We start from the raw sequence: 23,773 nt of genomic DNA, 5'->3' as shown, positions 1-23,773 counted from the left end.
CTAACGTTCGGTGAACCCCTGGAGCGCGTCGCCCGGTTCTGACCAGTCTGCGACGACTTTTTGTACGTGGCCGGGAGTGTTGCCGCTTTGTAGCAGGTCAAGCAATCGCTGGCAGGCGTCGCGTGGCCCCTGCGCGACCACCTGAACACGGCCGTCTGGCCGGTTGGAGGCAAATCCAGTGAGGCCGAGTTCCAGTGCGCGGGACCGCGTCCACCAGCGGAATCCGACGCCCTGGACGTAGCCGTGCACCCAGGCGGTCAGCCGGGCCTCAGCTAACTCCTGCATCACTGACCTCAAATGTCACTTTGGTCCCAGATTTCAGTGTGCGGCCGACGGTGCACACCTGATCGATGGCACGCTCCACGACCGTCAGCACCCGGGACACCTCGTCCTCGGAGAGCCCGGACAGGTCGAGCTCCATGCGTTCTTCGAGCAGCGGGTAGCGCTCTTGGTCGCGATCGGCTGGCCCCGACACCTTGATGGTCGTCGTGTAGTCGTCGCCGAGGCGCCGTTGCAGCGGCGCGTCGCTGGCCATTCCGCTGCAGGCCGCCAGCGCGATCTTCATCAGCTCGCCCGGGGTGAAGACGCCGTCGACGTCTTCGTTGCCGACGAACACCTCAGCGCCGCGCGTGCTGCGCCCGGTGTAACGGCGCACACCGGTGCGCTCCACCCACAGTTCAGTCATGGCTTATTTCTACAACGTCCGCCGCGTGGGCATTCCCGTCGCACTCGGCGGCCGCGAGCGTGCGCAGAATGCCACCTTTTCGCGGCGTGTTGCGTACAGACACGCACGCTCGCGACAGTTAGGGGCGGCGGGCCCGGGGGCGTGGTTGGCATCTAGGGCAGTAGAACGACGAGCGATTCATGAACTTCTCCCGCCGCATCACCGCGCCGCAGCGCCGGCACGGCTCACCCTCGCGACCGTAGGCGTCCAGCGACCGCTCGAAGTAGCCGGATTCGCCGTTGACATTCACGTACAGCGAGTCGAACGACGTTCCGCCCTGCCCAAGAGCGTCGGTCATCACCTCCGCGGCGGCGTCGAGCAGCTCACCCAGCTTCGGTCGGGTCAGCGACGACGCCAGCCGGGCGCCGTTGATCTTTGCGCGCCACAACGCCTCGTCGGCGTAGATGTTGCCGATGCCGGAAACCACCGTCTGATCCAGCAGCTGACGCTTGATCTCAGAATGCTTGCGCCGCAACACCGTAACGACAGCCTCGCGATTGAAGTGCGGGTCCAGCGGGTCGCGCGCCAGGTGCGCGACGGGCACTGGGACATCAGTCCCGTCGACAGTCACGACGTCGGCGATCATCCACCCGCCGAATGTTCTTTGGTCGACGAAACTCAGCGCCGTGCCGTCGTCGAGCAGCGCGGCGATACGCAGGTGGTCCTCCCGCGGCAACGCCCCGAGCAGCATCTGGCCGCTCATCCCGAGATGTACGACGAGCGCCGACCCGTCATCCAACGTCAGCCACAGGTACTTTCCGCGGCGGCCGGTGCCCGTGATGTGCGCGCCCAACAGACGTGCGGTCAGGTCGGCGGGGCCTGCCTCGTGTCTGCGCACCGCGCGGGGATGGTGCACCCGGACCGCACTAATGGTCTTGTCCACGACGTGCTCTTCCAAACCCCGTCGAACGACCTCGACTTCGGGAAGCTCAGGCATCTACACCAGAAGCGGGGGCGAGCGCGTTCCACGCCGCCGCGGCGGCCTTGAGTTCGGCCTCTTTCTTCGTCCGGCCGACGCCCCTGCCGTATTCGACGTCGGTGACGATGACCGTCGCGGTGAATTCCTTGTCGTGGTCAGGGCCGGTCGAGGTCACCACATACGACGGCGCGCCCATGCCCCGGGATGCGGTCAGCTCCTGAAGGCTGCTCTTCCAGTCCAATCCCGCGCCCAGCGTCGGCGCGGTGTCCAGCAGCGAGCTGAACAGCCGCATGATCACCTCGCGGGCGATCGCAATGCCGTGCTCCAAATAGATTGCACCGAGCAGAGATTCGACGCCGTCGGCCAGGATGCTGGACTTCTCTGCACCGCCGGAATTCTCCTCACCCTTGCCCAGCAGCAGGTAGGCGCCGAGGCCGTGCTCGGAGAGATGACGCCCCACATCGGCGAGGGCATGGGTGTTGACGATGCTCGCCCGCAGCTTGGCCAGATCCCCTTCGGAGCGGTCGGGATGCCGATGGTAGAGCTCCTCGGTGATCGTCAGCCCGAGCACCGCATCCCCGAGGAACTCCAGGCGCTCGTTGGTGGGCAGGCCTCCGTTTTCGTAGGAGTAGCTGCGGTGGGTCAGTGCGACGGTGAGCAGTTCGCCGGGAAGGTCGACACCCAGCGCCGCGAGTAGCAGCGCACGGTCAGCCGTCACTTGTCGTCCTGATCGAGAATGCCGGCGAGTTTGGCCCATCGCGGGTCGATCTGCTCGTGGTGGTGTCCCGGCTCCGCGGTGGCCAGGGGCACGCCGCACTCCGGGCACAGCCCGGCGCAGTCCGGCCCGCACACCGGCACGAACGGCAGCGCCAGCCCGACTGCGTCGATGATCGGCTGTTGCAGGTCGATGGTGTCGTTAATGACGCGGCCGACTTCGTCGGCCTCGGTGGTCTCGTCGGTCGCGCTGTCCGGGTAGGCGAACAGCTCGGTCAGGTCGATCTCGACGTCGCCGGTGATTCCGGTCAGGCACCGGGCGCACTCCCCCGCGGTCGGCGCCGAGACGGTACCGGTGACCAGCGCACCCTCCGAGACCGACTCGATTCGCAGATCCAGCTCCAGCGGCGCGCCTTGCTCGATCGCGATCAAGTCCAGCCCGATGCGCGTCGGAGCAGGCACGGTCTCGTGCAAGGTCAGCATCGACCCGGGCCGCCGGCCAAGCCGGGAAATGTTGATCACAAGCGGTGATCGTGACGCGCGGTGCGCCGCCGCGTTCGCATGCGTCGCCATGACGGCAATCCTACGGCGACGGAAACAGCGGACGACTAGCGCGCCGCGTAGTCGTGGGTGCCCGCCGCGGTGCGCAGCTGATGGCGGCCGCGGCCCACCGAGCGCAGCGTCCCGTTGAGGAACTCCTCGAAGTCGGCGAGCTTGCTGTCGACGTAGATGTCGCATTCGCCGCGCAGGCGGTCGGCCTCAGCGTGCGCCGAGTCGATGAGCCGGGTGGCCTCCGCGGTGGCGGTCTGGACGATCTCGGTCTGCGATACCAGCCGCTGCTGCTCCTTGATGCCTTCCTGCACGGCCTTCTCGTAGGCGAGGTTGCCGTTTTCGATCAGCCGGTCAGCCTCGGTCTTGGCGCGTCCGGTGCTGGCCTCGTACTCGCGCTTGGCCGTCGCGGCGAGGCGGTTGGCCTCCTCGCGAGCCTCGACGACCATGCGTTCGCTGTGCTGACGCGCCTCGGCGACCATCCGGTCGGCTTGCGCCTTCGCGTCGGCGAGCAGCCTGTCGGCTTCGGCGCGCGAGTGGTTGACCAGCGAGTCGGCCTCCGTGGTGGCCGTCGACACCATCTGGTCGGAGTGTTGCTTGGCTTCGCGCAGCATCCCGTCGCGCGCATCGAGGACGTCTTGAGCATCGTCGAGTTCACCCGGGATGGCGTCCTTGATGTCGTCGATCAGCTCGAGCACATCACCGCGGGGCACCACACATCCCGCTGTCATCGGGACGCCGCGGGCTTCTTCCACAATGGCGCCCAACTCGTCGAGCGCTTCAAAGACTCGGTACACGGCAACACCCTCCAGGCGTAGTTGACAGTTACCAGTGTGCCTGGTGTTACCTCTGTGACTCGGCTTCCGACACCGGTGTGTCGTGTTTCGGCTTCGCCAACATGCCCAGGCCGCAACTCGGGTCTGAATTGCTTCGGTCACATTATGTCAACACGCTCGGCGCCTCGCCGGAGACGCCGAGGCTGCGGAGAGATCGCAAATCCTGGCAAACTCATGATCTACCCGCAGCCTCGACGATCAGGGGCGTTAGCGCATGGCCGCGCCGATCAGGTCCCGTGCCCGGTCGAGCATGGACGCAAATGGTCCAACGGCGAAGTTGGCCTTGGCAGACTCCACCCCCGCGTGCGGACGGGTGGGCGCGATCGCCTCTGCGGCCTGCACCGCCTTGGCCATCCGTCCGAGGTCGTCGGAGTCCAGCTTGCGTTGGAGCTTGTTGAACTCCTCGTTCTCCTCGTGCTCGGCGTGATCGATGACCGCGTCGCGGAACTTCGTCAGCTCGGTGATGAACTCCTTGGACGAGATGTCCATGCTCTCGAGCTTGGACAGCTGTTCCTTGGCGACATGCTCTTCTTTCAGCCGTGCATCGACGATCTCCTCGCCGTCGGCCACTTCCCTACGCGCCCGCGGGTGAACGACCATCTCCTCGGCGGTCTCGTGTACCGCCAGCAATTGGCGAAGGTCGACGAACGCATTCTCGCGGGCCTTCGGGTCGTCGGCGGACAGGACCTCGTCGAACATGTCCTTGATCAGGTTGTGCTGATCCCTGAGGAACTTCACGACGTCATCGGTTGACTGAACAAATGTTTCGACCATGGCGATAACCTCCGTTGTCCATGGGCTTGGCTTCGGCGCTATGGGCTGTGCGCCACCCCGAGGCCTACCCGCCGACGACGGTGGCTAACCCTTCAGCTTGGCCTGCAGGCGCACGTTGACGGGCTCGGGCAGCAGCTCCGACACGTCACCGCCCAGCGTCGCGACCTCCTTGGCCAACGACGACGACACGAACGAGTACCGCGGCGTGGTCGCGACGAAAAACGTGTCGACGCCGGCGATGTGCCTGTTCATCTGCGCCATCTGCAACTCGTACTCGAAGTCGGTGCCGGTGCGAAGCCCCTTGACGATCGCGGTCAGTCCGTGCGATTTCGCGAAGTTGACGACCAGGCCCTCGCCGGATTCGACGCGCAGGTTTGGCAGATGTGTCGTGGACTCCTCGATCATCGCGATGCGCTCGCCGAGGCTGAACATGCCCTTCTTGTTCGGGTTCACGAGCACCGCGACCACGACTTCGTCGAACTGAGCGGAAGCACGCTCGAAGACGTCGACATGGCCCAGGGTCACCGGGTCGAAGGATCCCGGGCATACCGCGCCGCTCATGGGTGACGACGGTATCAGGGCAGCTCAGTTGCGCACGGGAGCCGCGTCGGGGGCGACATCGACGACCGCCAACTCCAAGCGCGTGTCGCCATAGCGGCGCGCAGGCCACGCGTTCCAACCCGCCGGCCAGGTCAGCGACGGCCCGGACGACCCTCGCTCGACGACGACGACCGTCCCCGCAGCCACCCATCCCCCATTGACCAATGCGGCGAGCACATCCTCGATCTCGGCCGCTGTTACGTCGTAAGGCGGGTCGGCCAGCACCACGTCGACGGGCCGATCCGCGCCGCCCGCCAGCACCGCGGCGACCGCGCCGCGCCGCAACGTGGCGCCGCTTACCCCGAGGGAGGCGATGTTTTCAGCGATGACCGATGCCGCCCGGTGATCAGACTCCACGAACACCGCCGACGTCGCACCACGCGACAGCGCCTCGAGGCCCAATGCGCCCGAGCCTGCGTACAGGTCGAGCACCGCCGCACCGGTCAAGTCGATGCGCGCGGCCAACACATTGAACAGCGACTCGCGCACCCTGTCGGTGGTCGGACGGGTCCCGGTGCGCGGCACGGCAATTCGCCGCCCACCGAGCGTGCCGGCGACGATCCGGCTCAGCTGACCACCACCAGCAGGTCGCCACCTTCGACTTGCGCGGTGGCCGATACCGCTGTTCGGCTGACCTTGCCCGCCTTGGGTGCGGTGATCGCGGCCTCCATCTTCATCGCCTCGATGGTGGCGATGGTCTGACCGGCGTCGACCTGGTCGCCGGCCTCGACACTGACGGTGACGACCCCGGCGAACGGTGCGGCGATGTGGTCGGGATTGGACCGGTCCGCCTTCTCGGCCGTCGGTACCTCACTGGCGATGCTGCGGTCACGCACAACCACGGGCCGCAGCTGACCGTTGAGGATGCACATCACCGTGCGCATGCCGCGTTCGTCGGGATCGGAGATCGCCTCCAGACCGATCAGCAGCTCGACGCCGCGCTCCAGACGCACGCGATGCTCGTCGCCGTGCCGCAGCCCGTAGAAGAACTGGTTGGCGCTCAAGCTCGAGGTGTCGCCATACAGTTCACGGTGAGCCTCGAACTCCTTTGTCGGACCAGAGAACAGCAGCCGGTTCAGCGTGGCCTGGCGCTTGGTCCCCGACAGTGCGAGCACCGCCTCGTCCTCGCTGCCGAGCTTGGCTTGCGGCTTGGCCGGCGGGCGCCCGGCAAGAGCCTTGCTGCGCAACGGTTCCGGCCAGCCGCCCGGCGGGTCACCCAGCTCACCACGTAAGAACCCGATCACCGAGTCCGGAATATCGAATCGTGCTGGATCCGAGGCGAATTCGTCAGCACTTACACCAGCGCCGACGAGCGCCAGTGCCAAGTCGCCGACCACCTTCGAGGAGGGCGTGACTTTGACCAGCCGGCCCAACACGCGGTCGGCGGCGGCATAGTTCGCCTCGATCTCCTCGAACCGGTCGCCGAGGCCGAGCGCGATGGCTTGCTGGCGCAGGTTGGACAGCTGACCACCGGGGATCTCGTGACTGTAGACGCGCCCAGTCGGGGCAGGTAGCCCAGATTCGAAGGGCGCGTACACCTTTCGCAGCGCTTCCCAGTACGGCTCCAGGTCGCACACCGACGACAGCGAGAGCCCGGTGTCGAATTCGGTGTGCGCGGTGGCGGCGACGATCGAGGACAATGCGGGCTGACTGGTGGTGCCCGCCAGCGGCGCCGCGGCGCCGTCGACCGCATTGGCACCGGCCTGCCAGGCCGCCAAGTACGTGGCCAATTGCCCGCCCGGGGTGTCGTGCGTATGCACGTGCACGGGCAGATCGAAGCGGCTGCGCAGCGCGGTGATCAACTGATGAGCCGCCTGCGGCCGCAGCAGTCCGGCCATGTCCTTGATGGCCAGCACATGTGCGCCGGCGTCGACGATCTGCTCGGCCAGCTTGAGGTAATAGTCCAGTGTGTAAAGGTTTTCGGCCGGATCGGACAGATCGCCCGTGTAGCTCATCGCGACTTCGGCCACCGCCGTGCCTGTTTCACGCACGGCGTCGATTGCAGGTCGCATCGACTCGACGTTGTTGAGCGCGTCGAAGATGCGGTAGATGTCGATGCCCGTTGCCGTCGCCTCCTGGATGAACGCGTAGGTGACGGATTCGGGGTATGGCGTGTATCCCACGGTGTTGCGGCCACGCAGCAGCATCTGCAGGCAGATGTTGGGGACTGCCTCGCGGATCGCGGCCAGCCGCTCCCACGGGTCTTCTTTCAGGAATCGAAGCGCCACATCGTAAGTCGCTCCACCCCAGCACTCGATGGACAGCAGCTGCGGTGTCAGCCGCGCGATATAGGGCGCCACCATCAACAGACTGCTCGTGCGGATCCGGGTGGCCAGCAGCGACTGATGCGCATCGCGGAACGTCGTGTCGGTGACACCGACCGACTTGGATTCACGCAGCCAGCGCGCGAAACCCTCCGGTCCGACTTCGGTCAGCAAGTGCTTGCTGCCCCGGGGTGGCATTGCGTCGAGGTCGATCTGCGGCAGCTTGTCCTGCGGATAGACCGTCGACGGGCGTGGACCGTGCGGCTGGTTCACCGTCACGTCGGCCAGATAGTTCAGGATCTTGGTGCCGCGGTCGGCTGGCGATCGCGCGGTCAGCAGGTAGGGACGCTCGTCGATGAACGACGTATTGATCCGTCCCGCACGGAAATCCGGGTCGTCGATCACAGCCTGAAGGAACGGGATGTTCGTCGACACACCGCGCACCCGGAACTCGGCCAGCGCGCGATGCGACCGCGCCACCGCGGCATTGAAGTCACGCCCGCGGCAGGTGAGTTTGACGAGCATCGAGTCGAAGTGCGCGCCGATCTCGGCACCCAAGTGCGTGCCGCCGTCGAGCCGGATGCCGGCACCGCCGGGCGAACGGTAGGCGGTGATGCGGCCGATGTCGGGCCGGAAGCCGTTGGCGGGATCTTCAGTGGTGATCCGGCACTGCAAAGCAGCCCCGCGCACCGTCAACATCTCCTGGCTCAGGCCCAGGTCGGCCAGCGTCTCCCCCGCCGCGATGCGCAGCTGGCTGGACACCAGGTCGACGTCGGTGATCTCCTCGGTCACGGTGTGCTCGACCTGGATGCGCGGGTTCATTTCGATGAACACGTGATGGCCGCGCTCGTCGAGCAGGAATTCGACGGTGCCCGCGCAGGAGTAGTTGATCTGCTGGGCCAGCGCCACCGCGTCTGCACAGATCCGCTGGCGCAGCTCCTCGGGCAGATTCGGCGCCGGCGCCAGCTCGATGACCTTCTGATGACGACGCTGCACGCTGCAGTCGCGCTCGAACAGGTGCATCACGTTGCCGCGGGTGTCGGCCAGGATCTGCACCTCGATGTGGCGCGGGTTGAGAACCGCCTGCTCCAGGTACACCATCGGATCGCCGAAAGCCGATTCGGCTTCTCGGCTGGCCGCCTCGATCGCCTCGGGCAGTGCCTTCGGGTCGGTCACGCGGCGCATGCCACGCCCGCCGCCACCGGATACCGCCTTGACGAACACCGGGAAGTCCATGTCGCGCGAAGCGGCGACCAACTCGTCGACCGACGCCGACGGCGGCGACGATCTCAGCACCGGCAGCCCGGCGGCGCGGGCGGCATCGATGGCGCGTGACTTGTTGCCCGTCAGCTCGAGCACTTCGGAGGTGGGCCCGACGAATGTGATGCCCGCCGCGGCGCATGCCGCAGCCAGCTCGGGGTTCTCCGACAGGAAGCCGTATCCCGGGTAGACCGCGTCGGCGCCGGCATGTTGGGCGACGCGGATGATCTCGTCGACCGACAGGTAGGCCCGCACCGGGTGGCCCGTCTCGCCGATCTGATACGACTCATCAGCCTTCAACCGGTGCAGAGAATTGCGATCCTCATACGGATAGACCGCGACGGTCGCGATTCCCATCTCGTACGCGGCGCGGAACGCGCGGATAGCGATCTCGCCACGGTTGGCTACCAGAACCTTCGAAAGCACCCGCTGACCCTAACCCCCGATGAACGTGCGGTTCTAAATGAGCGTGGACCAGTAGTCCCAGAAACGCGCGAGGATCAGCAGAATAAGCGCCGTGAACCACAGCGCCACCAGCGACCAGCGCCAGGCATGGAGCACCCGCGCAACAGCATTCCCGCCCGCCGGCCGCAGCGCGATCGAGGCGACCACGACGAGCAGCGGAATCGTCACCGCCCAGACCGCCATGCAGTACGGGCACAACGCGCCGATGCGGTAGAGGCTCTGGAAGATCAGCCAGTGAACGAACACGACGCCCAGCAGCGTGCCGGTGGCCAGGCCGGCCCAGTACCAGCGCGGCAACGTGATCTTGGCCATGGCGAGCACTCCCGTCACCACCACGACCGTGAATGCGACGATGCCGATCAGCGGGTTGGGGAAACCGAACGCCGATGCCTGCGGAGTGATCATGACCGAGCCGCAGGACAGCACCGGGTTGATGCTGCAGGACGGCACGTAGTCGGGATTGATCAGGATTTGGATCTTCTCGACCGTCAGGGTCAGCGCCGCGGCCAGCCCGACAACGCCCGCGATCAGGATCCATACCGCGCTCGCCGTCCGGACGGGTGCACCCGTCGGCTCATCCACGGGTTCGCTCGGGTGGACGTCGCTGGGCGCTGCGACGGTCATCGCGTCGGAGTGGGCGTCGGCATCAGCGGCGCAGGCGCCTGTGCCGCAGGGGTCTGAGCGGGGGCGGGTGCCGCGGGCGCCGCAGGTGCCGGACCGTCGAGCCCGGGCACGTCGCCGACGATCTCCTTGATCTTGGTGACCAATGCGTCGGGCGTGCTGTATTGGTAGTCCTCGCCGTTGATCCGGATGGTCGGCGTGGCCTGGATGCCGGTGGCCTTGGCCATGCCCTGGACCATCGCGGTGTAGCGGCCCTTGTTGATGCAGTCCGGAACGCTGCCGCCAGCGCCGGACAGGCGCGCACTCGTAATCAGCTGCTCGTTGTCCGGGAAGGAGGTCGCGGTCTCGCTCGGCTGCTCTTGGTAGAGCTTGGCGTGGAAGCGCTGGAACGCGTCGATGTTCTCGTCGGCCACGCAGTAGGCGGCGCCGCCGGCACGCGACGAATAGTTCTGGTTCTGCGGCCGGTCCAGGATGGCGACCATGTAGTAGTCGGCGGCCACGGCGCCGGTGTCGATCAGCTTGCGGACCGTCGGGCCGAACTGCTGCTCGAATTGGCCACAGTGCGGGCACAGAAAGTCTTCGTACATTGACAGCACGACCTTCGGGTCGGAGCTGCCCTCCTTGGTGACGAGCTTGCTCGACGTGACGCGGATCGACTTGGCCTCACCCTCAGCCGGTTTCTTCGAGCCGTTCATCACGATGTAGAGCACCAGCGCGACGGCGAAGATCACCACTATCGAGGTCAGCCCGATCTGGATCGCGAGATTGCGCTTGCGATCGGCTGCCTTCAGGTCGTAGCTGGCTTGTCGTTTGGGTTTGGCCACGGGTTAAGCGTACCGGCGGCGTTCCGGCCGCTTCTCAGGCGCGGGCGAGATGTGCCCGCATGGCTGAGATCGTCTCCGTCACGGCCGTGGCACTCCCACCACCGAGCGGGAAGAAGTTCGCGAAGCCGTGGATCAGCGAGCCGAATTCGCGGTGGTCGACCATGACACCCGCCGCCCGCATCGCCCGCGCGTACTGGTTGCCCTCGTCGCGCAGCGGGTCGAACCCGGCGGTCAGCACCATCGCCGGCGGCAGGTTCGAAAAGTCGTCGGCGAGCAGCGGCGACACCCGGGGATCGGATGCGTCGACGTCGGCGCCGCCGAGGAAGAGGTTGGTGAACCAGTCCATATCGCGCTTGGTGAGGAAATAGCCGTCGGCGAATAGTGTCTGCGACCGCGTTCCGTGACGGTAATTCGTCACCGGGTACAGCAGCAGCTGCAGTGCGGGCAGCCGGGTTCCCTCGTTGCGGGCACGCTGGGACACCAGCGCAGCGAGGTTGCCGCCGGCACTGTCACCGCCGACCGCCACTCGGCCGGCGTCGGCACCCAACTCCCCTGCGTGGTCGAGTGCCCACTGGTAGGCCGCGAACGCGTCCTCCGATCCAGCGGGCGCTTTGTGCTCGGGCGCCAGCCGGTAGTCCACCGACAGCACGTGGACACCACCGTCGCGGCAGAACTTCCGGCACAAGTCGTCGTGCGTGTCGAGGTCGCCGACGACCTGGCCGCCCCCGTGATAGAAGACCAGCATCGGAGCCGCACTCTCGGTCGGCGTGTAGTGCCGCGCCCGGATGGGTCCGGCCGGACCGGGGATCGAGAGATTGGTCACCCGATCGACGACAAGGTCCTGTTTGAAGCTGGCGGCCACGGTCCGCAACTGGGATCGCGACTCGGCGACGTCGTCGCTCGACACCAGCCCGCCGAGTCCGGCGGCGCGTTGGGCGGCGAGCATCAGCTGCAGTGTGGTGTCGAGGGTGTTGCCCTCGACGGTGACCGTCCTGCCTCCGAGCAGCAGCCGTTTGACGGCGTCGGGTATCCGCGGCAGTGCGCGCAGTGTGATGCCGGCGGTGGCGTTGATGATCGCGTCTTTGCCGCGGCTCTTACCCCGTGGTGCGGGTTCGGCCCCTGGCGCCGGCGGCCCGACCGGTGGTGCTTCGCCTGGCAGACTTTGAGTCATGGCTGCTCCCTTGATCACATTGAACGACGGTAATTCCATGCCTCAGGTCGGACTTGGCGTTTGGCAGACTCCGCCGGAAGAGACCGGGCGTGCGGTGGCGACCGCGCTGGACGCGGGCTACCGGCACATCGACACGGCCGCAGGGTACTTCAATGAGCGCGAGGTGGGTAAGGCCGTCACGACATCCGGTCTGCCCCGCGAGGACGTCTTCGTCACCACGAAGTTGTGGAACGCCGACCAGGGCTACGACAGCGCACTGGCCGCCTTCGACGCCAGCATGGACCGCCTCGGCTTTTCTGGATCGGCTGACTACCTCGACCTCTACCTCATTCATTGGCCGATGCCCGCGAAGAACGCGTTCGTCGATACGTTCAAGGCGTTTGCGCATCTGCGCGACCAAGGGCGGGTCCGCTCGATCGGCGTCAGCAACTTCGAACCGGAGCATTTGCGAATTCTGCTAGACGGCACCGGCATTGTGCCGGCCGTCAACCAAATCGAATTGCATCCGCTACTACAGCAGCATGAATTGCGGGAAACCCACGCTCAGCTGGGGATCGCCACCGAGGCGTGGAGCCCGCTGGGCCAGGGATCATTGCTGACGAACCCGTCGGTGACCGCCGTTGCTGAGGCACACGGAAAAACCGCTGCACAGGTGCTGATTAGGTGGCATATCCAGCTCGGCAATATAGTCATCCCGAAGTCGGTGACCCCCGAGCGAATTGTGAGCAACTTCGACGTGTTCGATTTCGAGCTGAGCGAGAAGGACATGGCGTCCGTCTCCGCCCTCGGCGACGGAACGCGACTGGGTCCCGATCCCCGAACATTCAACTTCACAGGGTAGGTGACATGACGTCCGCGGCTGCGATTCCCACCGTCACTCTCAACGACGAGAACACGATGCCGGTGATCGGCCTCGGCGTCGGAGAGCTGTCGGACTCCGAGACCGAGCAGGCCGTGTCGGCGGCACTGCAAGCGGGGTACCGACTGATCGACACGGCGGCCGTCTACGGCAATGAAGAAGCCGTGGGCCGGGCGATTGCGGCGTCGGGCGTGCCGCGCGACGAACTGTTCGTCACCACCAAGCTGGCCACCTCCGATCAGGGCTTCCAAGCCTCCCAGGACGCGCTGAAGGCCAGCCTCGGTCGGCTCGGCCTGGACTACGTCGACCTCTACCTCATCCACTGGCCGGGTAGCGACCATGGCAAGTACGTCGACAGCTGGGGCGGCCTCATGAAGCGCAAAGAGGTCGGCGACACCAGGTCGATCGGGGTGGCCAATTTTCACGCCGAACACTTGTCGAATGTCATCGACTTGTCCTTCTTCACTCCGGCGATCAACCAGGTCGAGCTGCATCCGCTGCTGAATCAGGCGGAGCTGCGAGCGATCAACGCCGATTACGGCATCGTGACCGAGGCCTACGGTCCACTTGGCGTCGGCAAGCTGCTCGACAACCCGGTGATCGCATCCGTTGCGCAGGCGCACGACAAGACACCGGCACAGGTGCTGATTCGCTGGAGCATCCAGTTGGGCAACGTCGTGATCCCCCGCTCGTCGTCACCACAGCGGATCAAGTCGAACCTCGAGGTGTTCGACTTCGAGCTGTCCGACGACGAAATGGGCACGCTCAACGGTCTGGACGACGGCACGCGCTTCAGGCCGGATCCCGACACCTTTACAGGCACCTAACTCGTCGGGCACGTCGCCGCCGCGTCGCGCAGGATCGTCGCCGACGGCGCGTCGACCGGCAGCCCGTAGCCGCGCAACACATTTGCGAACTGCACCGCGTACTGACAGTGGAATGCGTTATTGGGCGGCATCCACATCGCAGGCTCCTTATCGCCCTTGTCCTGATTCGCTTGGCCTTCTACCGCGAGTAGGTTGGCCGGGTCGTTGGCGAAACGAATCCGCATCTCGTCGGTCCAGTTCCGAGCTCCGAGGTCCCAGGCGTAAGCCAATGGCACGAGATGGTCAATTTGGACAGCCGCGCCCGTCTGCTTGCCGCGCACGAGAGCGATGGTTTCGTTCGTGTACGGATCGTGCAGGGTTCCCGTCGCTACCGCGTTGGGACACCGGCTAATTGACACATACGTCTTGTCCACCAGATCGCGATCAAGAATGTCGTCGCGGGTGTCGCAGCCGTTGTGCCCACCCGGAGCGTTGTTGTCGTCGGTCCACGCGTCGCCGAACGCTACCCGGCGGTAGTCGTATCCGCGGATACGCACCGGCACTTCGGCGATGCCTGCAAGCACGTCGACACCCGGTGCCACAGTGGGAATATCGGCCTGGGCGACGAACCGTGCCGACGGATTCCCCGACGGGCCGGTGACCTGAATTGCGACGATCACGGCCAGCACCGCGGCGACGACAAGCCAGACTAGCCGGTTACGGTTCACGTCTTGTCCAGGTATTCGACACGGTCGGTGTCGGTGAACTGCGCTGCGAGGACCGCCATTCCGGAATGGGCCCGGCCCTTCTCGTAGAGCGCCTCGCAAAACTCACGCGCGGCCAGAATGATCTCGAGGTGCTCGGCGAGCGATAGGAATCGGAGCGTGATAGGCCTGCCGGATTGGCTCTGTCCCAACACATCTCCCTCCTTGCGCTCCTGCAGATCGAGGTCGGCGAGTTTGAAGCCGTCAAGCGTGCTCGCCACGGCCTTGAGTCGCTCCCCCGCCTTGGATCCTTCCGGCAGCTGGGTGGCCAGCAAGCAGAGGCTTGGATGCCGGCCTCGGCCAATGCGCCCGCGCAGCTGGTGCAGCTGACTGATGCCGAACCGGTCGGCGTCCACCACCACCATCACCGTCGCGTTCGGCACGTCCACGCCGACTTCGATAACGGTGGTGCACACCAGGGCATCGACCTGGCCCGCGCGGAACTCCGCCATCACGGCGTCCTTCTCGTCGCTGGGCAGCCTGCCGTGCATCAAGCCAAGGCGTAAGCCCGAGAGCGCCCCTTTGCGCAGCTGTTCGATGAGCCTCACCACTGTGGTTGGGGGCGGACCTTGATCCTCCTTGGCGGGCTTGTCGCTGTCATCGATGCGCGATGCCACCACGTATGCCTGCCGACCAGCGCCGACCTCTTCGATGATGCGCTGCCAGGCCCGCTGCAGCCACGCCGGCTTCTCTTTGACGAAGATGGTGTTGGTCGTGATGGGCTGACGGCCGCGCGGTAATTCTCGCAGCGTCGACGTTTCGAGGTCGCCGTAGACCGTGAGCGCGACGGTGCGCGGAATCGGTGTCGCGGTCATCACCAGCAGATGGGGTGTCAGGCCCGCAGGGGCCTTGGCGCGCAACTGGTCTCGCTGCTCGACGCCGAATCGGTGTTGTTCGTCGACGACGACCATGCCGAGGTTGTGAAACTCGACGGCCTCCTGCAACAGCGCGTGCGTGCCGATGACGATGCCCGCGTCGCCTGAGGCGACTTCGTCGCGCACTTCTCGTTTCTGTTGCACCGACATCGATCCGGTCAGTAGCGCTACGCGGGTAGCCCTGTCTGCTCCGCCGAGCTGACCAGCCATCGCCAGCGGGCCGAGGACATCGCGAATCGACCGAGCATGTTGGGCGGCAAGGACTTCCGTCGGTGCCAGCAGTGCGCACTGGTATCCGGCATCTATCATTTGCAGCATCGCCAACACCGACACGATGGTCTTGCCGGAGCCGACCTCGCCCTGCAGCATCCGGTTCATCGGCCGGACCGCGGCGAGTTCGGCGGAGACGACGTCGAGCACTTCCTTTTGGCCGTCGGTCAATTCGAACGGCAGTTGTTGGCGCATCGCAGCCAGCAGACCGTCAGCTACCGGCTCAGCGATCGGACCGGATTCGCTCAGCTCGCTGTATCGCCGCCCCACCAAGGCCCATTGCAGCCCGATCGCTTCGTCGAACGTCAGCCGGTCGCGGGCGCGGTCACGGTCGACGGCGTTCTCAGCGAGGTGAATCGCTCGCAGCGCCTCGTCTTCCGATATCAAATTATGTTGGCGCACAAATGAATCCGGCAGCGGATCGTCGATGGGATCGAGCACGTCGAGTACCTGGCGCACACACGCGTAGATGTCCCAGCTCTGCACTTTCTTGTTGGCCGGATAGATTGGGAAGAAGTCCCTTTCGAAGACCGACAGCAGCTCATCACCGGTTGCATCCGATGCCGCAGCGATGGTCTTCAGTGATTTGGTGCCGAATTGCTTGCCACTCGGCGACTCGAGCACGAGAAACGCCGGATGTGTCAATTGCATTGTGCCCTTGAAGTATCCGACTTCGCCGGACAGCATGAGACGGGTATCGGGGACCAGTCCCTTCTTGAGATACTTCGCGTTGAAGAAGGTGGCCGTCACCTTGGGCCGCCGATCACGGAGCGTAACAACGAGGTACTCACGCTTTGGCGGCCTGCTCGTCCATTTGACGTCTGCCTTCGCGATCACGTCGACGAATGTGACGTGTTCGCCTTCTTCGAGTTCCTCGCCCTCACCGAGCACCGTCATCCCGTCGCTGTACTTGCGCGGATAGTGGCGCAGCAGATCGTTGACGGTGCGGATGCCGAAGTGTTCCTCGAGCGGGCCCGCGGCCTTCTTGCCGAGGACGTATTCCAGCCGGTCGGTCAGCACGGCCACGACTATTCGACCCCGATCAGCAGCGCGTCGCCGCGATGGTCGGTGTGATAGGTCACCAACTCGGCGCCCAAGTGCTCGCGATGGACATACTCCTGCAGCGCTTCTCCAACGCTGCTGTCGACACCGGCACCCATCAGCACGGTAACGAGCTCACCGCCCGCGGCCAGGAACAGATCGATGAGGCCCGCTGCGGCGGCGACCGCATCTTGGCCGACGATCAGCACCTCGTCGCCCGCGATGCCCAGCCCGTCGCCGGGTTTACAGGTGCCCGCCCACGTCAGCGCCTCATCCGTCGCGACCCGCACCGAGCCGTGGCGGGCGGCCGCGGCGGCCCGCGCCATGGTGTAGCCGTCGTCGACGGCCTGCCGGTTTGCGTCGTGAACCGCGAGCGCCGCCAGCCCCTGCACCATCGACCCGACCGGAACCGGCACCACGTCAATGCCCCACCCGATCGCGGCAGTACACGCCGCGACGAGTTCTTCTGCGGCGACGTACCCGTTCGGCAACACCATGATCTGCCCGGCGCCCGCATTGACGAGCGCGTGCAGTAGCTGCTTGGCACTCACCGGCGCATCACCGTCGGGCCGCAGCACGTGCGCGCCCTCGCCGGCGAACAGTTCTTCTGCGCCGTCGCCGTCGACGACGGCGAGCACGGCCCGCTCGCGGCCCCAGCCTCCCGGCGACCGCGACCCTGCCGAACCCGTCAGCGAGGTGATCTGAATGCGGCTTGGCATGCCGACCGCCAACGCCGCTTCGACGGCGCCGCCTGCATCGTCGGCGTGCACATGCACCGAGTAGTGGCCTGCCCCGCCGTCCGAGGCGGCGATCGCCACGGATTCGCCCAATTGGTCAAGCCGTTCGCGGAGCTTTTCGACGCCGGCAGCGTCGCAGCCACTCAGCAGATACATCACCTCGAACTTCGGCGCGGCCGATGTGGTCGGTGTGACCTCGACCTGCGGCGGCGACGGTTGATACTCATCGCGGCGCGGTGCCCGGCCGGTGAGGGTTGTGCTCATCGCGTCCAGCAGTACCAGCAGGCCGCGGCCGCCGGCGTCCACCACGCCGGCGTCGGCGAGCACGTCGAGCTGCTCAGTGGTCTTGTCGAGCGCGACGGCCGCGGCATCGGCAGCCACAAACACCACGTCGGCGAGATCGGCACCGTCGGCGGCTGCATGCTCGGCCGCCAGTGCCGCGTCCTGCAGCACCGAGACGATGGTCCCTGGCACGTTTTCGCCCATCGACGTGACGACCAAGCCGACCGCATGGCGCAGGGCGGCGCCGAAGATTGCGCCATCGACGTCGGCCACCGCGCCGCCACGGTCAGCGGCACCGGATGCGAGCACGTCCGCCAGCCCGCGCAGGATCTGCGACAAGATCACGCCGGAATTGCCTCTGGCCCCGTGCAGCGCACCCTTGGCCAGCGCGGCGGCCACCTCCACGACGTCGTCACTCTCGGATCTCGCATCGGCGTGCGCCCACGCTGAACGCATGGTGAACAGCATGTTTGTTCCGGTATCGGCGTCGGCCACGGGGAACACATTCAGCCGGTTGATCTCGTCGGTGTGCGAAATGAGATCGCCGACAGCGGCGTGAGCCCAGTCCCGCAGGGCGGAGGCATCGAGCCGCCGAGCCGACATCCCACCTCCAAGCCTCAAGCCGCCGTGGGCGCCAGCCTATCCAGTGCCGCAGACAACGCTGGTCACAACGTCCGCGCTTGTGGACGCGCATTTTGGCGATACCCTGCGCGGCCGGTATCCTGGTCAGGTTGTCGGGTCGACCCGTCGCCGGTATTCGGCGAAACGAACCCAGACCCCCAGTACTGATCCGAGGAGTTCTACATATGGCTGCCGTGTGCGATATCTGCGGGAAGGGCCCCGGCTTCGGCAAGTCGGTGTCACACTCCCATCGCCGGACCAGCCGTCGGTGGGACCCCAACATCCAGACCGTGCACGCCGTGACCCACCCCGGCGGGAACAAGAAGCGCATCAACGTCTGCACCTCGTGCATCAAGGCCGGCAAGGTCTCGCGCGGCTAACTGCGTTCAGCGCAACGGTCGCCGGGTAACTACCGGCGACATGACTGCGTGCGGCGGTTCCATCGCCGCCGGCAATCCCGTCCCCACCGCCGATCCCCGGCGGCTACTAACGCGATCAGTAGCCCATATGGCCCGGCGGTGCCGGCATATTGGTCGTGGTGGATGTCGTGGGTGTGGTCGTCATCGTCGAATCCGAGAATGAGGGTCCCGCTTCGCTCGGCACTGCGTAGGCAAGTACCGCGGCGACGACGACGGTCACAAAGCTTGCGGCGAACAGATAGCGCATGTGAATCACGTCCTTTTCCGGTGTCGCATTCCGCACCTACCGTTGGTACGGCGCAGAGCACCGGCGCGTTCAGCTCGCTAGGGCAGTCGCCAGTCGATCGGGTCGGCGCCCACCTTCTCCAATAGCTCATTGGCGCGGCTGAACGGCCGCGAGCCGAAGAAACCGCGTGACGCCGACAGCGGCGAGGGATGCGGCGATTCGATCGCCACGCAGCCGCTTCCGTCCAGCCACGGCTTCAGCGTCGAGGCGTCGCGACCCCACAGCACCGCGACCATCGGCTGCTCACGGGCCACCAAGGCACGGATCGCGCACTCGGTCACCGCTTCCCAGCCCTTGCCGCGATGAGACGCCGGATTGCCCGGCCGCACAGTCAGCACCCTGTTGAGCAGCATCACGCCCTTGTCGGCCCATGGCGTGAGATCGCCCGTGGACGGCGGTGGGTGACCCAGATCCTTGCAGTACTCGGTGAAGATGTTTTCCAGGCTGCGCGGTAGCGGCCTCACATCGGGAGCCACCGAGAAGCTCAGGCCGACGGCGTGCCCCGGCGTCGGGTAGGGATCCTGACCGACGATGAGTACCCGCACACGCTCGAACGGAAAGGTGAAGGCGCGCAACACATTCTGACCAGCAGGTAAGTATCCGTGACCCGCAGCGAGTTCGGCCCGCAAAAACTCCCCCATCTGGGCGACTTGCGGCTCCACCGGTTCCAGCGCGCGGGCCCAGCCCACTTCGACGAGTTCATGCAGCGGGCGTGCGGTCACGAAAAGCCAACCTAGCGGGCGGGGCGCGTCAGAACGACTGCCAACCCGGATTCCCGCGCCACGTGTCGCCGTCGACCAGGACCCGCGGAGGCCCTTCGATCACCCTCCCGATCACCCGCCAACCGTCGGGCGGCGAGCCGGGAAACGTCGCGACCAGCGCATGATCCTCGCCACCACCCAAAACCCACGCCCACGGATCGGCTCCGGCCGCTGCTGCCGCGTCGGCAACCGCGCCATGGTCAGCGCCAAGGCCGGCCGTAGACAGATCCACACCGACGCCGGACGCATCGGCGATGTGGCCGAGGTCCGCGAGCAACCCGTCGGACACATCCGTCATCGCGCCGGCGCCGGCATCGGCCGCCACCCGGCCCTGCCCGTATGGCGGCTCCGGTACCAGGTGCCGACGTCGCAAGTCCTCGAAGCCAGGAATACCTTTGTCCCACAACGTGTATCCAGCTGCTGAGCGGCCAAGTTCACCCACGATGGCCACGGTGTCGCCAGCTCTGGCGCCGCCGCGGCGCACCGGTTCACGGCCGTCCAGGTCGCCCAGCACCGTCACCGATATCACCCACTGCGGCGCGCTGACCAGATCGCCGCCCACGATCCCGGCGCCGAGCAAGCGCGCCTCGTGCCACATGCCGTCGGCAAGCTCGAGCGCCTGCACCGTCGGCGTGTCACCCGGCGCACCGAACGCGGCGACGAACGCGGTGGCCCGAGCCCCCATCGCCTCGATATCGGCGGCGTTCTGCGCGATGGCCTTGCGGCCGACGTCGTGCGGCGTCGACCAGTCCAGCCGGAAGTGCCGGTCGGCGACGAGCATGTCGGTCGACACGACAGTCTTGCCGTCACCGGCTAGAACCACCGCGGCGTCGTCGCCGGGCCCGAGCGCGACTGTCGCCGGCTGGTCCCGGCCGGCCACCAGCCGGTCGATGACGGCGAACTCACCCAGTCCCGACAGTGTGTCGGCGAGCTCGTCGGTTGCCATGCCGCCCCTTTCGTGGCCTGAACGCCGGCCAGACCTGCGGTACGTTTGGTCCCTGCGGCGTGGAGTCTATGCAGCGAGACGGAGGGGACAACGGGTGGTCGAGGCTTTCATGCTGATCCAGACCGAGGTGGGCCGCGCCGAGGTCGTCGCCAAGCAGCTCGCCGCCCTGCCCGGTGTGTTGTCGTCGGAGTACGTGACCGGTCCGTACGACGTGGTCGTTCGTATCGGCGCGGAGAGCCTCGATCAGCTGCAGACCGACGTCGTCCCGAGCGTGCAGCAGGTCACCGGCATCACCCGCACGTTGACCTGCCCGATCGCGAACGGTGTGCGGCCTTAGAGTTTGGGCGTGGATTCCGAGACACGCGACGGTCCGCCTCGGGCCTTGCTGATCACGGCGCTCGTCGTGGCCGCCGGGGCAATCGTCGGCATCCTCATCTTCGCTTCGCTGCGGCAGTCCACGCCCGATCAGCAGGTAGTTGCCATCGCCTCGGTCCCCGCTCCCAAAGCGGACAGCGCCGAGTGCAGCGCGCTGCTGGGTGCGCTACCGGACTCGCTTGGTGACTACCGCCGCGCGCGCGCGGCCGACCCGGCACCGCCCGGGGCCGCCGCGTGGAAGGCCGGCGGCGAGCCCGTCGTTCTGCGCTGCGGACTCGACCGGCCCGCCGAATTCGTCGTTGGATCCCCGCTGCAAGTCGTCGATACGGTGCAGTGGTTCCGGGTGGGCGAAGCAGGGACGGGCGTTGATCCAGCCGCGGATCAGGGCCGCAGCACCTGGTTCGCCGTCGACCGGCCGGTGTATGTCGCGCTGACGCTTCCCGACGGATCCGGCCCGACGCCGATTCAGGAGATCTCTGAGGTCATCGCAAAGTCATTGCCGGCCAAGCCGATTGACCCTGCGCCGGTGCGCTAGTGCCAGCTGGCCAAACCGACACGCGTAGCGACTCGATCGTGGGTGATTCTTGCCCACCTGGCAGCGACAACTCAGCGACAAACATCTCGGTGGCGCTTTTGTCGCTCCAGAGTCGCTGCGAGGCAGGCACTTTGGACAATCGGCCAGTGACGCGGCGCCCAGGCCTAGCGCAGGCCGATACCGCGGTTGAGGGCAGTCTCGACCATGGTGGACAACAACGTTGGGTAGTCGACGCCGCTGGCAGCCCACATCCGGGGGTACATCGAGATGGTGGTGAACCCTGGCATGGTGTTGATCTCGTTGACCACCGGCCCGTTGTCGGTCAGGAAGAAGTCGACGCGCGCCAGGCCCTGGCAGTCGATGGCACGAAACGCGCGGATCGCCAACTGGCGCACCGCCTCGGCTACGTCGTCGTCGATCTTCGCGGGCACGTCGAGCTCGGCGGCGTCTTCTAGATACTTGGTCTGGAAGTCGTAGAACGCATCGTCTTCGTGGCCCCGAACACCCGCCACGCGGATCTCGCCGACGGTGCTCGCCTCAACCCGACCGTCAGGGAATTCCAGTACGCCGCACTCCAATTCACGTCCTGGCACTGCCGCTTCGACGATGACCTTGGGGTCGTGTCTGCGTGCCAGCTCGATCGCGGCGGGCAGCTGATCCCATGCCGTCACGCGACTGACGCCGATCGATGATCCCCCACGCGCGGGTTTGACGAACACCGGAAGTCCGAGCCGTTCGCGGTCCTCGAGCTCCACCGTTTCATGGCGCGGCCGCAGCACGACATGGTCGCCGATCGGCAGGCCTGCGGCCACGAGCAGCTTCTTGGTGAACTCCTTGTCCATGCCGGCGGCGCTTGCCAGCACGCCCGCGCCGACGTACGGCACTCCGGCCATTTCGAGCAGGCCCTGAATGGTGCCGTCCTCGCCATATGGCCCGTGCAACACCGGGAAGACCACGTCGACGGCGGCCAGCACCTCCCCGGCCGCCTCGCCGAGCGACAGGAGCTGGCCGCCGCGATGCGGGTCGGCGGGCAATGCCAGCTCGATGCCCGATCCTCCACTGACTTCCGGCAGCCGGCCGTCGGTGATGGCCAACGTGTCCGGCTGGGCATCGGTCAACACCCACGACCCGCCGGGCGTGATGCCGACGGCAACCACCTCAAAGCGCTCCGGATCCAAATTACGCAGGATGCTGCCTGCGGAAACACACGAAATCGCGTGCTCTGAGCTGCGTCCGCCGTATACGACGGCGACGCGGACGCGACCGGCGGAGCCGGCCTGGCGGTCAGTCACAACCTAGAGAGGCTACCGCTCTGGCGGAAACCCGCACGACGCGAGGCGACGCCCTGGGGTTTTAGCCAAGGGCCTGCTCGATATCCGCGATCAGGTCGTCGGTGTCCTCGATACCCAGCGAGATGCGTGCGAACCCGTCGCTGACTGGATCGCCCCACCGCGCACGCCGGTCCACCGAGGTATGAATACCGCCAAAGCTGGTCGACGCGATGAGCAGGGCACTGCGCTCCACGAGTGCATGCACCGCCGCCGCGTCTTGCAGTTCGACCGCGACCAGTCCGCCGAACCGCCTCATCTGCAGCGTGGCGATGGGATACGACGGATCGTCGGGCAGCCCCGGGTAGCGCACTGACCGCACCGAGGGATGGGCGCGCAGCATCACAGCCAGCGACTGCGCGTTATGGCATTGCCGTTCGAATCGCAGACCGGCACTGCCCAGGCTGCGCAGCACCAGCCACGCCTCGAACGCGCCCAACACAGGCCCGGCGAGCAGCCGATCCCGCTCCACCGCTGCCATCAACCCCTCGTGACTGCCCGCGACGTAACCGGCCACCAGATCGCTGTGGCCCGACAGCGCCTTGGTGGCGCTGGCCACCACGAGGTCGGCACCCAGCGACAGCGGCTGCTGCCCCAACGGCGTTGCAGTGGTGTTGTCGACGACGAGGGTGGCGCCACGACCGCGACATGTCATCGCCAGTCGGTGCAAGTCGACCACGTCGAGGCCCGGATTGGCCGGAGTCTCGGCGAGCACCACATCGGCGTCCGAGGATGCCGCGCAGATGTCGGCACTGGCCGCCTCTACGACCGTCACACCTTGCGGGGCAAGGTATTCCGCGGCATATCGACGAACCTGATAGTAGCCGTCGGCGGGCACCAAGAGCTTCGTGCCGGGCTTGGCGAGCACCCTCAGTACCGACGTGATCGCGGCCATGCCGGAGCCGAACGTCAACGCCTTTGCCGCGCCTTCCAGTTCGGCCAGCGCCGACTCCAGCTGCCGCCACGTCGGATTCGAGCTGCGGCCGTAGCTGTCGAGCGGTTCGGTTTCATCGGGCGAGAGGTGATACGTCGACGCCGGAACCGGCGGCGGCGCCACGGGGCTACCCGGAATGGCTTCTGAGCCAGCGGCTTTGACGCTGCGGGTAGAATCGCCGTACCGGCCGTCCATTTCTTACTCCGGTTTCGT

Annotated in this window: 26 protein-coding genes; 5 read left to right on the top strand and 21 right to left on the bottom strand. The window is 66.4% G+C overall.

What is annotated here, in order from left to right; genetic code table 11:
* The 13 genes from VJV41_RS25605 to VJV41_RS25545 form a co-directional block, all read right to left on the bottom strand.
* Positions 1 to 285 carry an acylphosphatase gene (locus tag VJV41_RS25605; RefSeq protein WP_325338519.1) on the bottom strand — a complete coding sequence of 95 codons (285 nt, stop codon included), beginning with the start codon at positions 283 to 285 and terminating at the stop codon, positions 1 to 3.
* A complete protein-coding gene (locus VJV41_RS25600) occupies positions 269 to 685 on the bottom strand; it encodes an OsmC family protein (protein ID WP_325338518.1) in 417 nt (138 codons plus the stop codon). The genes VJV41_RS25605 and VJV41_RS25600 overlap by 17 nt, the downstream gene beginning before the upstream one ends.
* Before the next feature lie 118 nt (positions 686 to 803).
* A complete protein-coding gene (gene mutM / locus VJV41_RS25595) occupies positions 804 to 1,661 on the bottom strand; it encodes a bifunctional DNA-formamidopyrimidine glycosylase/DNA-(apurinic or apyrimidinic site) lyase (protein WP_325338516.1) in 858 nt (285 codons plus the stop codon).
* Positions 1,654 to 2,400 (bottom strand): ribonuclease III, encoded by a 747-nt coding sequence (gene rnc / locus VJV41_RS25590; protein WP_325338514.1) that lies wholly within the window; start codon positions 2,398 to 2,400, stop codon positions 1,654 to 1,656. The genes mutM and rnc overlap by 8 nt, the downstream gene beginning before the upstream one ends.
* Entirely contained in the window at positions 2,358 to 2,930 is a 573-nt protein-coding gene (locus VJV41_RS25585) for a DUF177 domain-containing protein (RefSeq protein ID WP_325338512.1), read from the bottom strand. The genes rnc and VJV41_RS25585 overlap by 43 nt, the downstream gene beginning before the upstream one ends.
* 35 nt (positions 2,931 to 2,965) lie before the next feature.
* The gene (gene sepIVA / locus VJV41_RS25580) at positions 2,966 to 3,703 is read right to left on the bottom strand and encodes a cell division protein SepIVA (RefSeq protein WP_325338511.1); all 738 of its coding nucleotides are present in this window, start codon (positions 3,701 to 3,703) and stop codon (positions 2,966 to 2,968) included.
* Positions 3,704 to 3,949: 246 nt separating this feature from the next.
* Positions 3,950 to 4,516 carry a hemerythrin domain-containing protein gene (locus VJV41_RS25575; protein WP_325338510.1) on the bottom strand — a complete coding sequence of 189 codons (567 nt, stop codon included), beginning with the start codon at positions 4,514 to 4,516 and terminating at the stop codon, positions 3,950 to 3,952.
* Positions 4,517 to 4,600: 84 nt separating this feature from the next.
* Positions 4,601 to 5,077, bottom strand: coding sequence for a pantetheine-phosphate adenylyltransferase (gene coaD, locus VJV41_RS25570; RefSeq protein ID WP_325338508.1), 477 nt, complete (start codon positions 5,075 to 5,077; stop codon positions 4,601 to 4,603).
* Positions 5,078 to 5,101: 24 nt separating this feature from the next.
* Positions 5,102 to 5,686 (bottom strand): 16S rRNA (guanine(966)-N(2))-methyltransferase RsmD, encoded by a 585-nt coding sequence (gene rsmD, locus VJV41_RS25565; RefSeq protein WP_325338549.1) that lies wholly within the window; start codon positions 5,684 to 5,686, stop codon positions 5,102 to 5,104.
* Positions 5,683 to 9,066, bottom strand: coding sequence for a pyruvate carboxylase (locus VJV41_RS25560; protein ID WP_325338507.1), 3,384 nt, complete (start codon positions 9,064 to 9,066; stop codon positions 5,683 to 5,685). The genes rsmD and VJV41_RS25560 overlap by 4 nt, the downstream gene beginning before the upstream one ends.
* A 33-nt stretch (positions 9,067 to 9,099) precedes the next feature.
* Complete coding sequence (locus VJV41_RS25555; protein WP_325338505.1) at positions 9,100 to 9,729, bottom strand: vitamin K epoxide reductase family protein; 630 nt, start codon at positions 9,727 to 9,729, stop codon at positions 9,100 to 9,102.
* Positions 9,726 to 10,550 carry a DsbA family protein gene (locus VJV41_RS25550; protein WP_325338503.1) on the bottom strand — a complete coding sequence of 275 codons (825 nt, stop codon included), beginning with the start codon at positions 10,548 to 10,550 and terminating at the stop codon, positions 9,726 to 9,728. The genes VJV41_RS25555 and VJV41_RS25550 overlap by 4 nt, the downstream gene beginning before the upstream one ends.
* A gap of 34 nt (positions 10,551 to 10,584) precedes the next feature.
* Positions 10,585 to 11,721, bottom strand: coding sequence for an alpha/beta hydrolase (locus VJV41_RS25545; RefSeq protein ID WP_325338501.1), 1,137 nt, complete (start codon positions 11,719 to 11,721; stop codon positions 10,585 to 10,587).
* On the opposite strand from VJV41_RS25545, the gene VJV41_RS25540 reads away from it, so the two are divergent.
* Positions 11,720 to 12,562 carry an aldo/keto reductase gene (locus VJV41_RS25540; RefSeq protein ID WP_325338499.1) on the top strand — a complete coding sequence of 281 codons (843 nt, stop codon included), beginning with the start codon at positions 11,720 to 11,722 and terminating at the stop codon, positions 12,560 to 12,562. The two genes, VJV41_RS25545 and VJV41_RS25540, sit on opposite strands and share 2 nt — an antisense overlap.
* 5 nt (positions 12,563 to 12,567) lie before the next feature.
* Complete coding sequence (locus VJV41_RS25535; protein WP_325338497.1) at positions 12,568 to 13,407, top strand: aldo/keto reductase; 840 nt, start codon at positions 12,568 to 12,570, stop codon at positions 13,405 to 13,407.
* Here the strand turns inward: VJV41_RS25535 and VJV41_RS25530 are convergent.
* From VJV41_RS25530 to VJV41_RS25520, 3 genes are read right to left on the bottom strand one after another with little or no spacing between them, the layout of a single operon-like run.
* Positions 13,404 to 14,114: an HNH endonuclease family protein gene (locus VJV41_RS25530; RefSeq protein WP_325338496.1), complete on the bottom strand. Its 711-nt coding sequence runs from the start codon at positions 14,112 to 14,114 to the stop codon at positions 13,404 to 13,406. The genes VJV41_RS25535 and VJV41_RS25530 overlap by 4 nt on opposite strands.
* Positions 14,111 to 16,321 (bottom strand): ATP-dependent DNA helicase RecG, encoded by a 2,211-nt coding sequence (recG, locus tag VJV41_RS25525; protein ID WP_325338494.1) that lies wholly within the window; start codon positions 16,319 to 16,321, stop codon positions 14,111 to 14,113. The genes VJV41_RS25530 and recG overlap by 4 nt, the downstream gene beginning before the upstream one ends.
* 2 nt (positions 16,322 to 16,323) lie before the next feature.
* A complete protein-coding gene (locus tag VJV41_RS25520) occupies positions 16,324 to 17,958 on the bottom strand; it encodes a DAK2 domain-containing protein (protein ID WP_325338493.1) in 1,635 nt (544 codons plus the stop codon).
* Between the two features lie 203 nt (positions 17,959 to 18,161).
* Here VJV41_RS25520 and rpmB point away from each other — a divergent pair, with 203 nt between their 5' ends.
* A complete protein-coding gene (rpmB, locus tag VJV41_RS25515; protein ID WP_325338492.1) occupies positions 18,162 to 18,356 on the top strand; it encodes a 50S ribosomal protein L28 in 195 nt (64 codons plus the stop codon).
* Between the two features lie 115 nt (positions 18,357 to 18,471).
* On the opposite strand, the gene VJV41_RS25510 is transcribed toward rpmB, so the two are convergent.
* From VJV41_RS25510 to VJV41_RS25500, 3 genes are read right to left on the bottom strand one after another with little or no spacing between them, the layout of a single operon-like run.
* Positions 18,472 to 18,678, bottom strand: coding sequence for a hypothetical protein (locus VJV41_RS25510; protein WP_325338490.1), 207 nt, complete (start codon positions 18,676 to 18,678; stop codon positions 18,472 to 18,474).
* Between the two features lie 41 nt (positions 18,679 to 18,719).
* Complete coding sequence (locus tag VJV41_RS25505; protein WP_325338489.1) at positions 18,720 to 19,403, bottom strand: uracil-DNA glycosylase; 684 nt, start codon at positions 19,401 to 19,403, stop codon at positions 18,720 to 18,722.
* A 28-nt stretch (positions 19,404 to 19,431) separates the two neighbouring features.
* Positions 19,432 to 20,388: a thiamine-phosphate kinase gene (locus tag VJV41_RS25500; protein ID WP_325338487.1), complete on the bottom strand. Its 957-nt coding sequence runs from the start codon at positions 20,386 to 20,388 to the stop codon at positions 19,432 to 19,434.
* A gap of 94 nt (positions 20,389 to 20,482) precedes the next feature.
* Between VJV41_RS25500 and VJV41_RS25495 the strand changes: the two genes are divergently transcribed.
* Together VJV41_RS25495 and VJV41_RS25490 are read left to right on the top strand one after the other, a co-directional pair.
* Entirely contained in the window at positions 20,483 to 20,725 is a 243-nt protein-coding gene (locus VJV41_RS25495; protein WP_325338486.1) for an Lrp/AsnC ligand binding domain-containing protein, read from the top strand.
* 9 nt (positions 20,726 to 20,734) lie between these two features.
* Positions 20,735 to 21,298, top strand: a complete 564-nt coding sequence (locus tag VJV41_RS25490; protein ID WP_325338484.1) for a DUF3515 domain-containing protein — start codon at positions 20,735 to 20,737, stop codon at positions 21,296 to 21,298.
* 164 nt (positions 21,299 to 21,462) lie between these two features.
* Here VJV41_RS25490 and VJV41_RS25485 read toward each other — a convergent pair whose 3' ends face one another.
* Together VJV41_RS25485 and VJV41_RS25480 are read right to left on the bottom strand one after the other, a co-directional pair.
* Entirely contained in the window at positions 21,463 to 22,590 is a 1,128-nt protein-coding gene (locus tag VJV41_RS25485; protein ID WP_325338482.1) for a D-alanine--D-alanine ligase family protein, read from the bottom strand.
* Between the two features lie 61 nt (positions 22,591 to 22,651).
* Entirely contained in the window at positions 22,652 to 23,755 is a 1,104-nt protein-coding gene (locus VJV41_RS25480) for a cystathionine gamma-lyase (protein WP_325338480.1), read from the bottom strand.
* Positions 23,756 to 23,773 lie beyond the last annotated feature (18 nt).

This window comes from Mycobacterium sp. (assembly GCF_035274705.1).
GTDB lineage: Bacteria > Actinomycetota > Actinomycetes > Mycobacteriales > Mycobacteriaceae > Mycobacterium.
Note: the sequence above shows the minus strand (reverse complement) of the source record. Positions and strands in the feature narration are given on the sequence as shown.

Coding starts and splice junctions, on each gene's coding strand:
- VJV41_RS25605 (WP_325338519.1), bottom strand. CDS start 285: ATGCAGGAGTTAGCTGAGGCCCGGCTGACCGCCTGGGTGCACGGCTAC.
- VJV41_RS25600 (WP_325338518.1), bottom strand. CDS start 685: ATGACTGAACTGTGGGTGGAGCGCACCGGTGTGCGCCGTTACACCGGG.
- mutM (WP_325338516.1), bottom strand. CDS start 1,661: ATGCCTGAGCTTCCCGAAGTCGAGGTCGTTCGACGGGGTTTGGAAGAG.
- rnc (WP_325338514.1), bottom strand. CDS start 2,400: ATGGGCCAAACTCGCCGGCATTCTCGATCAGGACGACAAGTGACGGCT.
- VJV41_RS25585 (WP_325338512.1), bottom strand. CDS start 2,930: ATGGCGACGCATGCGAACGCGGCGGCGCACCGCGCGTCACGATCACCG.
- VJV41_RS25575 (WP_325338510.1), bottom strand. CDS start 4,516: ATGGTCGAAACATTTGTTCAGTCAACCGATGACGTCGTGAAGTTCCTC.
- coaD (WP_325338508.1), bottom strand. CDS start 5,077: ATGAGCGGCGCGGTATGCCCGGGATCCTTCGACCCGGTGACCCTGGGC.
- VJV41_RS25555 (WP_325338505.1), bottom strand. CDS start 9,729: ATGACCGTCGCAGCGCCCAGCGACGTCCACCCGAGCGAACCCGTGGAT.
- VJV41_RS25540 (WP_325338499.1), top strand. CDS start 11,720: ATGGCTGCTCCCTTGATCACATTGAACGACGGTAATTCCATGCCTCAG.
- VJV41_RS25545 (WP_325338501.1), bottom strand. CDS start 11,721: ATGACTCAAAGTCTGCCAGGCGAAGCACCACCGGTCGGGCCGCCGGCG.
- VJV41_RS25535 (WP_325338497.1), top strand. CDS start 12,568: ATGACGTCCGCGGCTGCGATTCCCACCGTCACTCTCAACGACGAGAAC.
- VJV41_RS25520 (WP_325338493.1), bottom strand. CDS start 17,958: ATGTCGGCTCGGCGGCTCGATGCCTCCGCCCTGCGGGACTGGGCTCAC.
- rpmB (WP_325338492.1), top strand. CDS start 18,162: ATGGCTGCCGTGTGCGATATCTGCGGGAAGGGCCCCGGCTTCGGCAAG.
- VJV41_RS25500 (WP_325338487.1), bottom strand. CDS start 20,388: ATGGCAACCGACGAGCTCGCCGACACACTGTCGGGACTGGGTGAGTTC.
- VJV41_RS25480 (WP_325338480.1), bottom strand. CDS start 23,755: ATGGACGGCCGGTACGGCGATTCTACCCGCAGCGTCAAAGCCGCTGGC.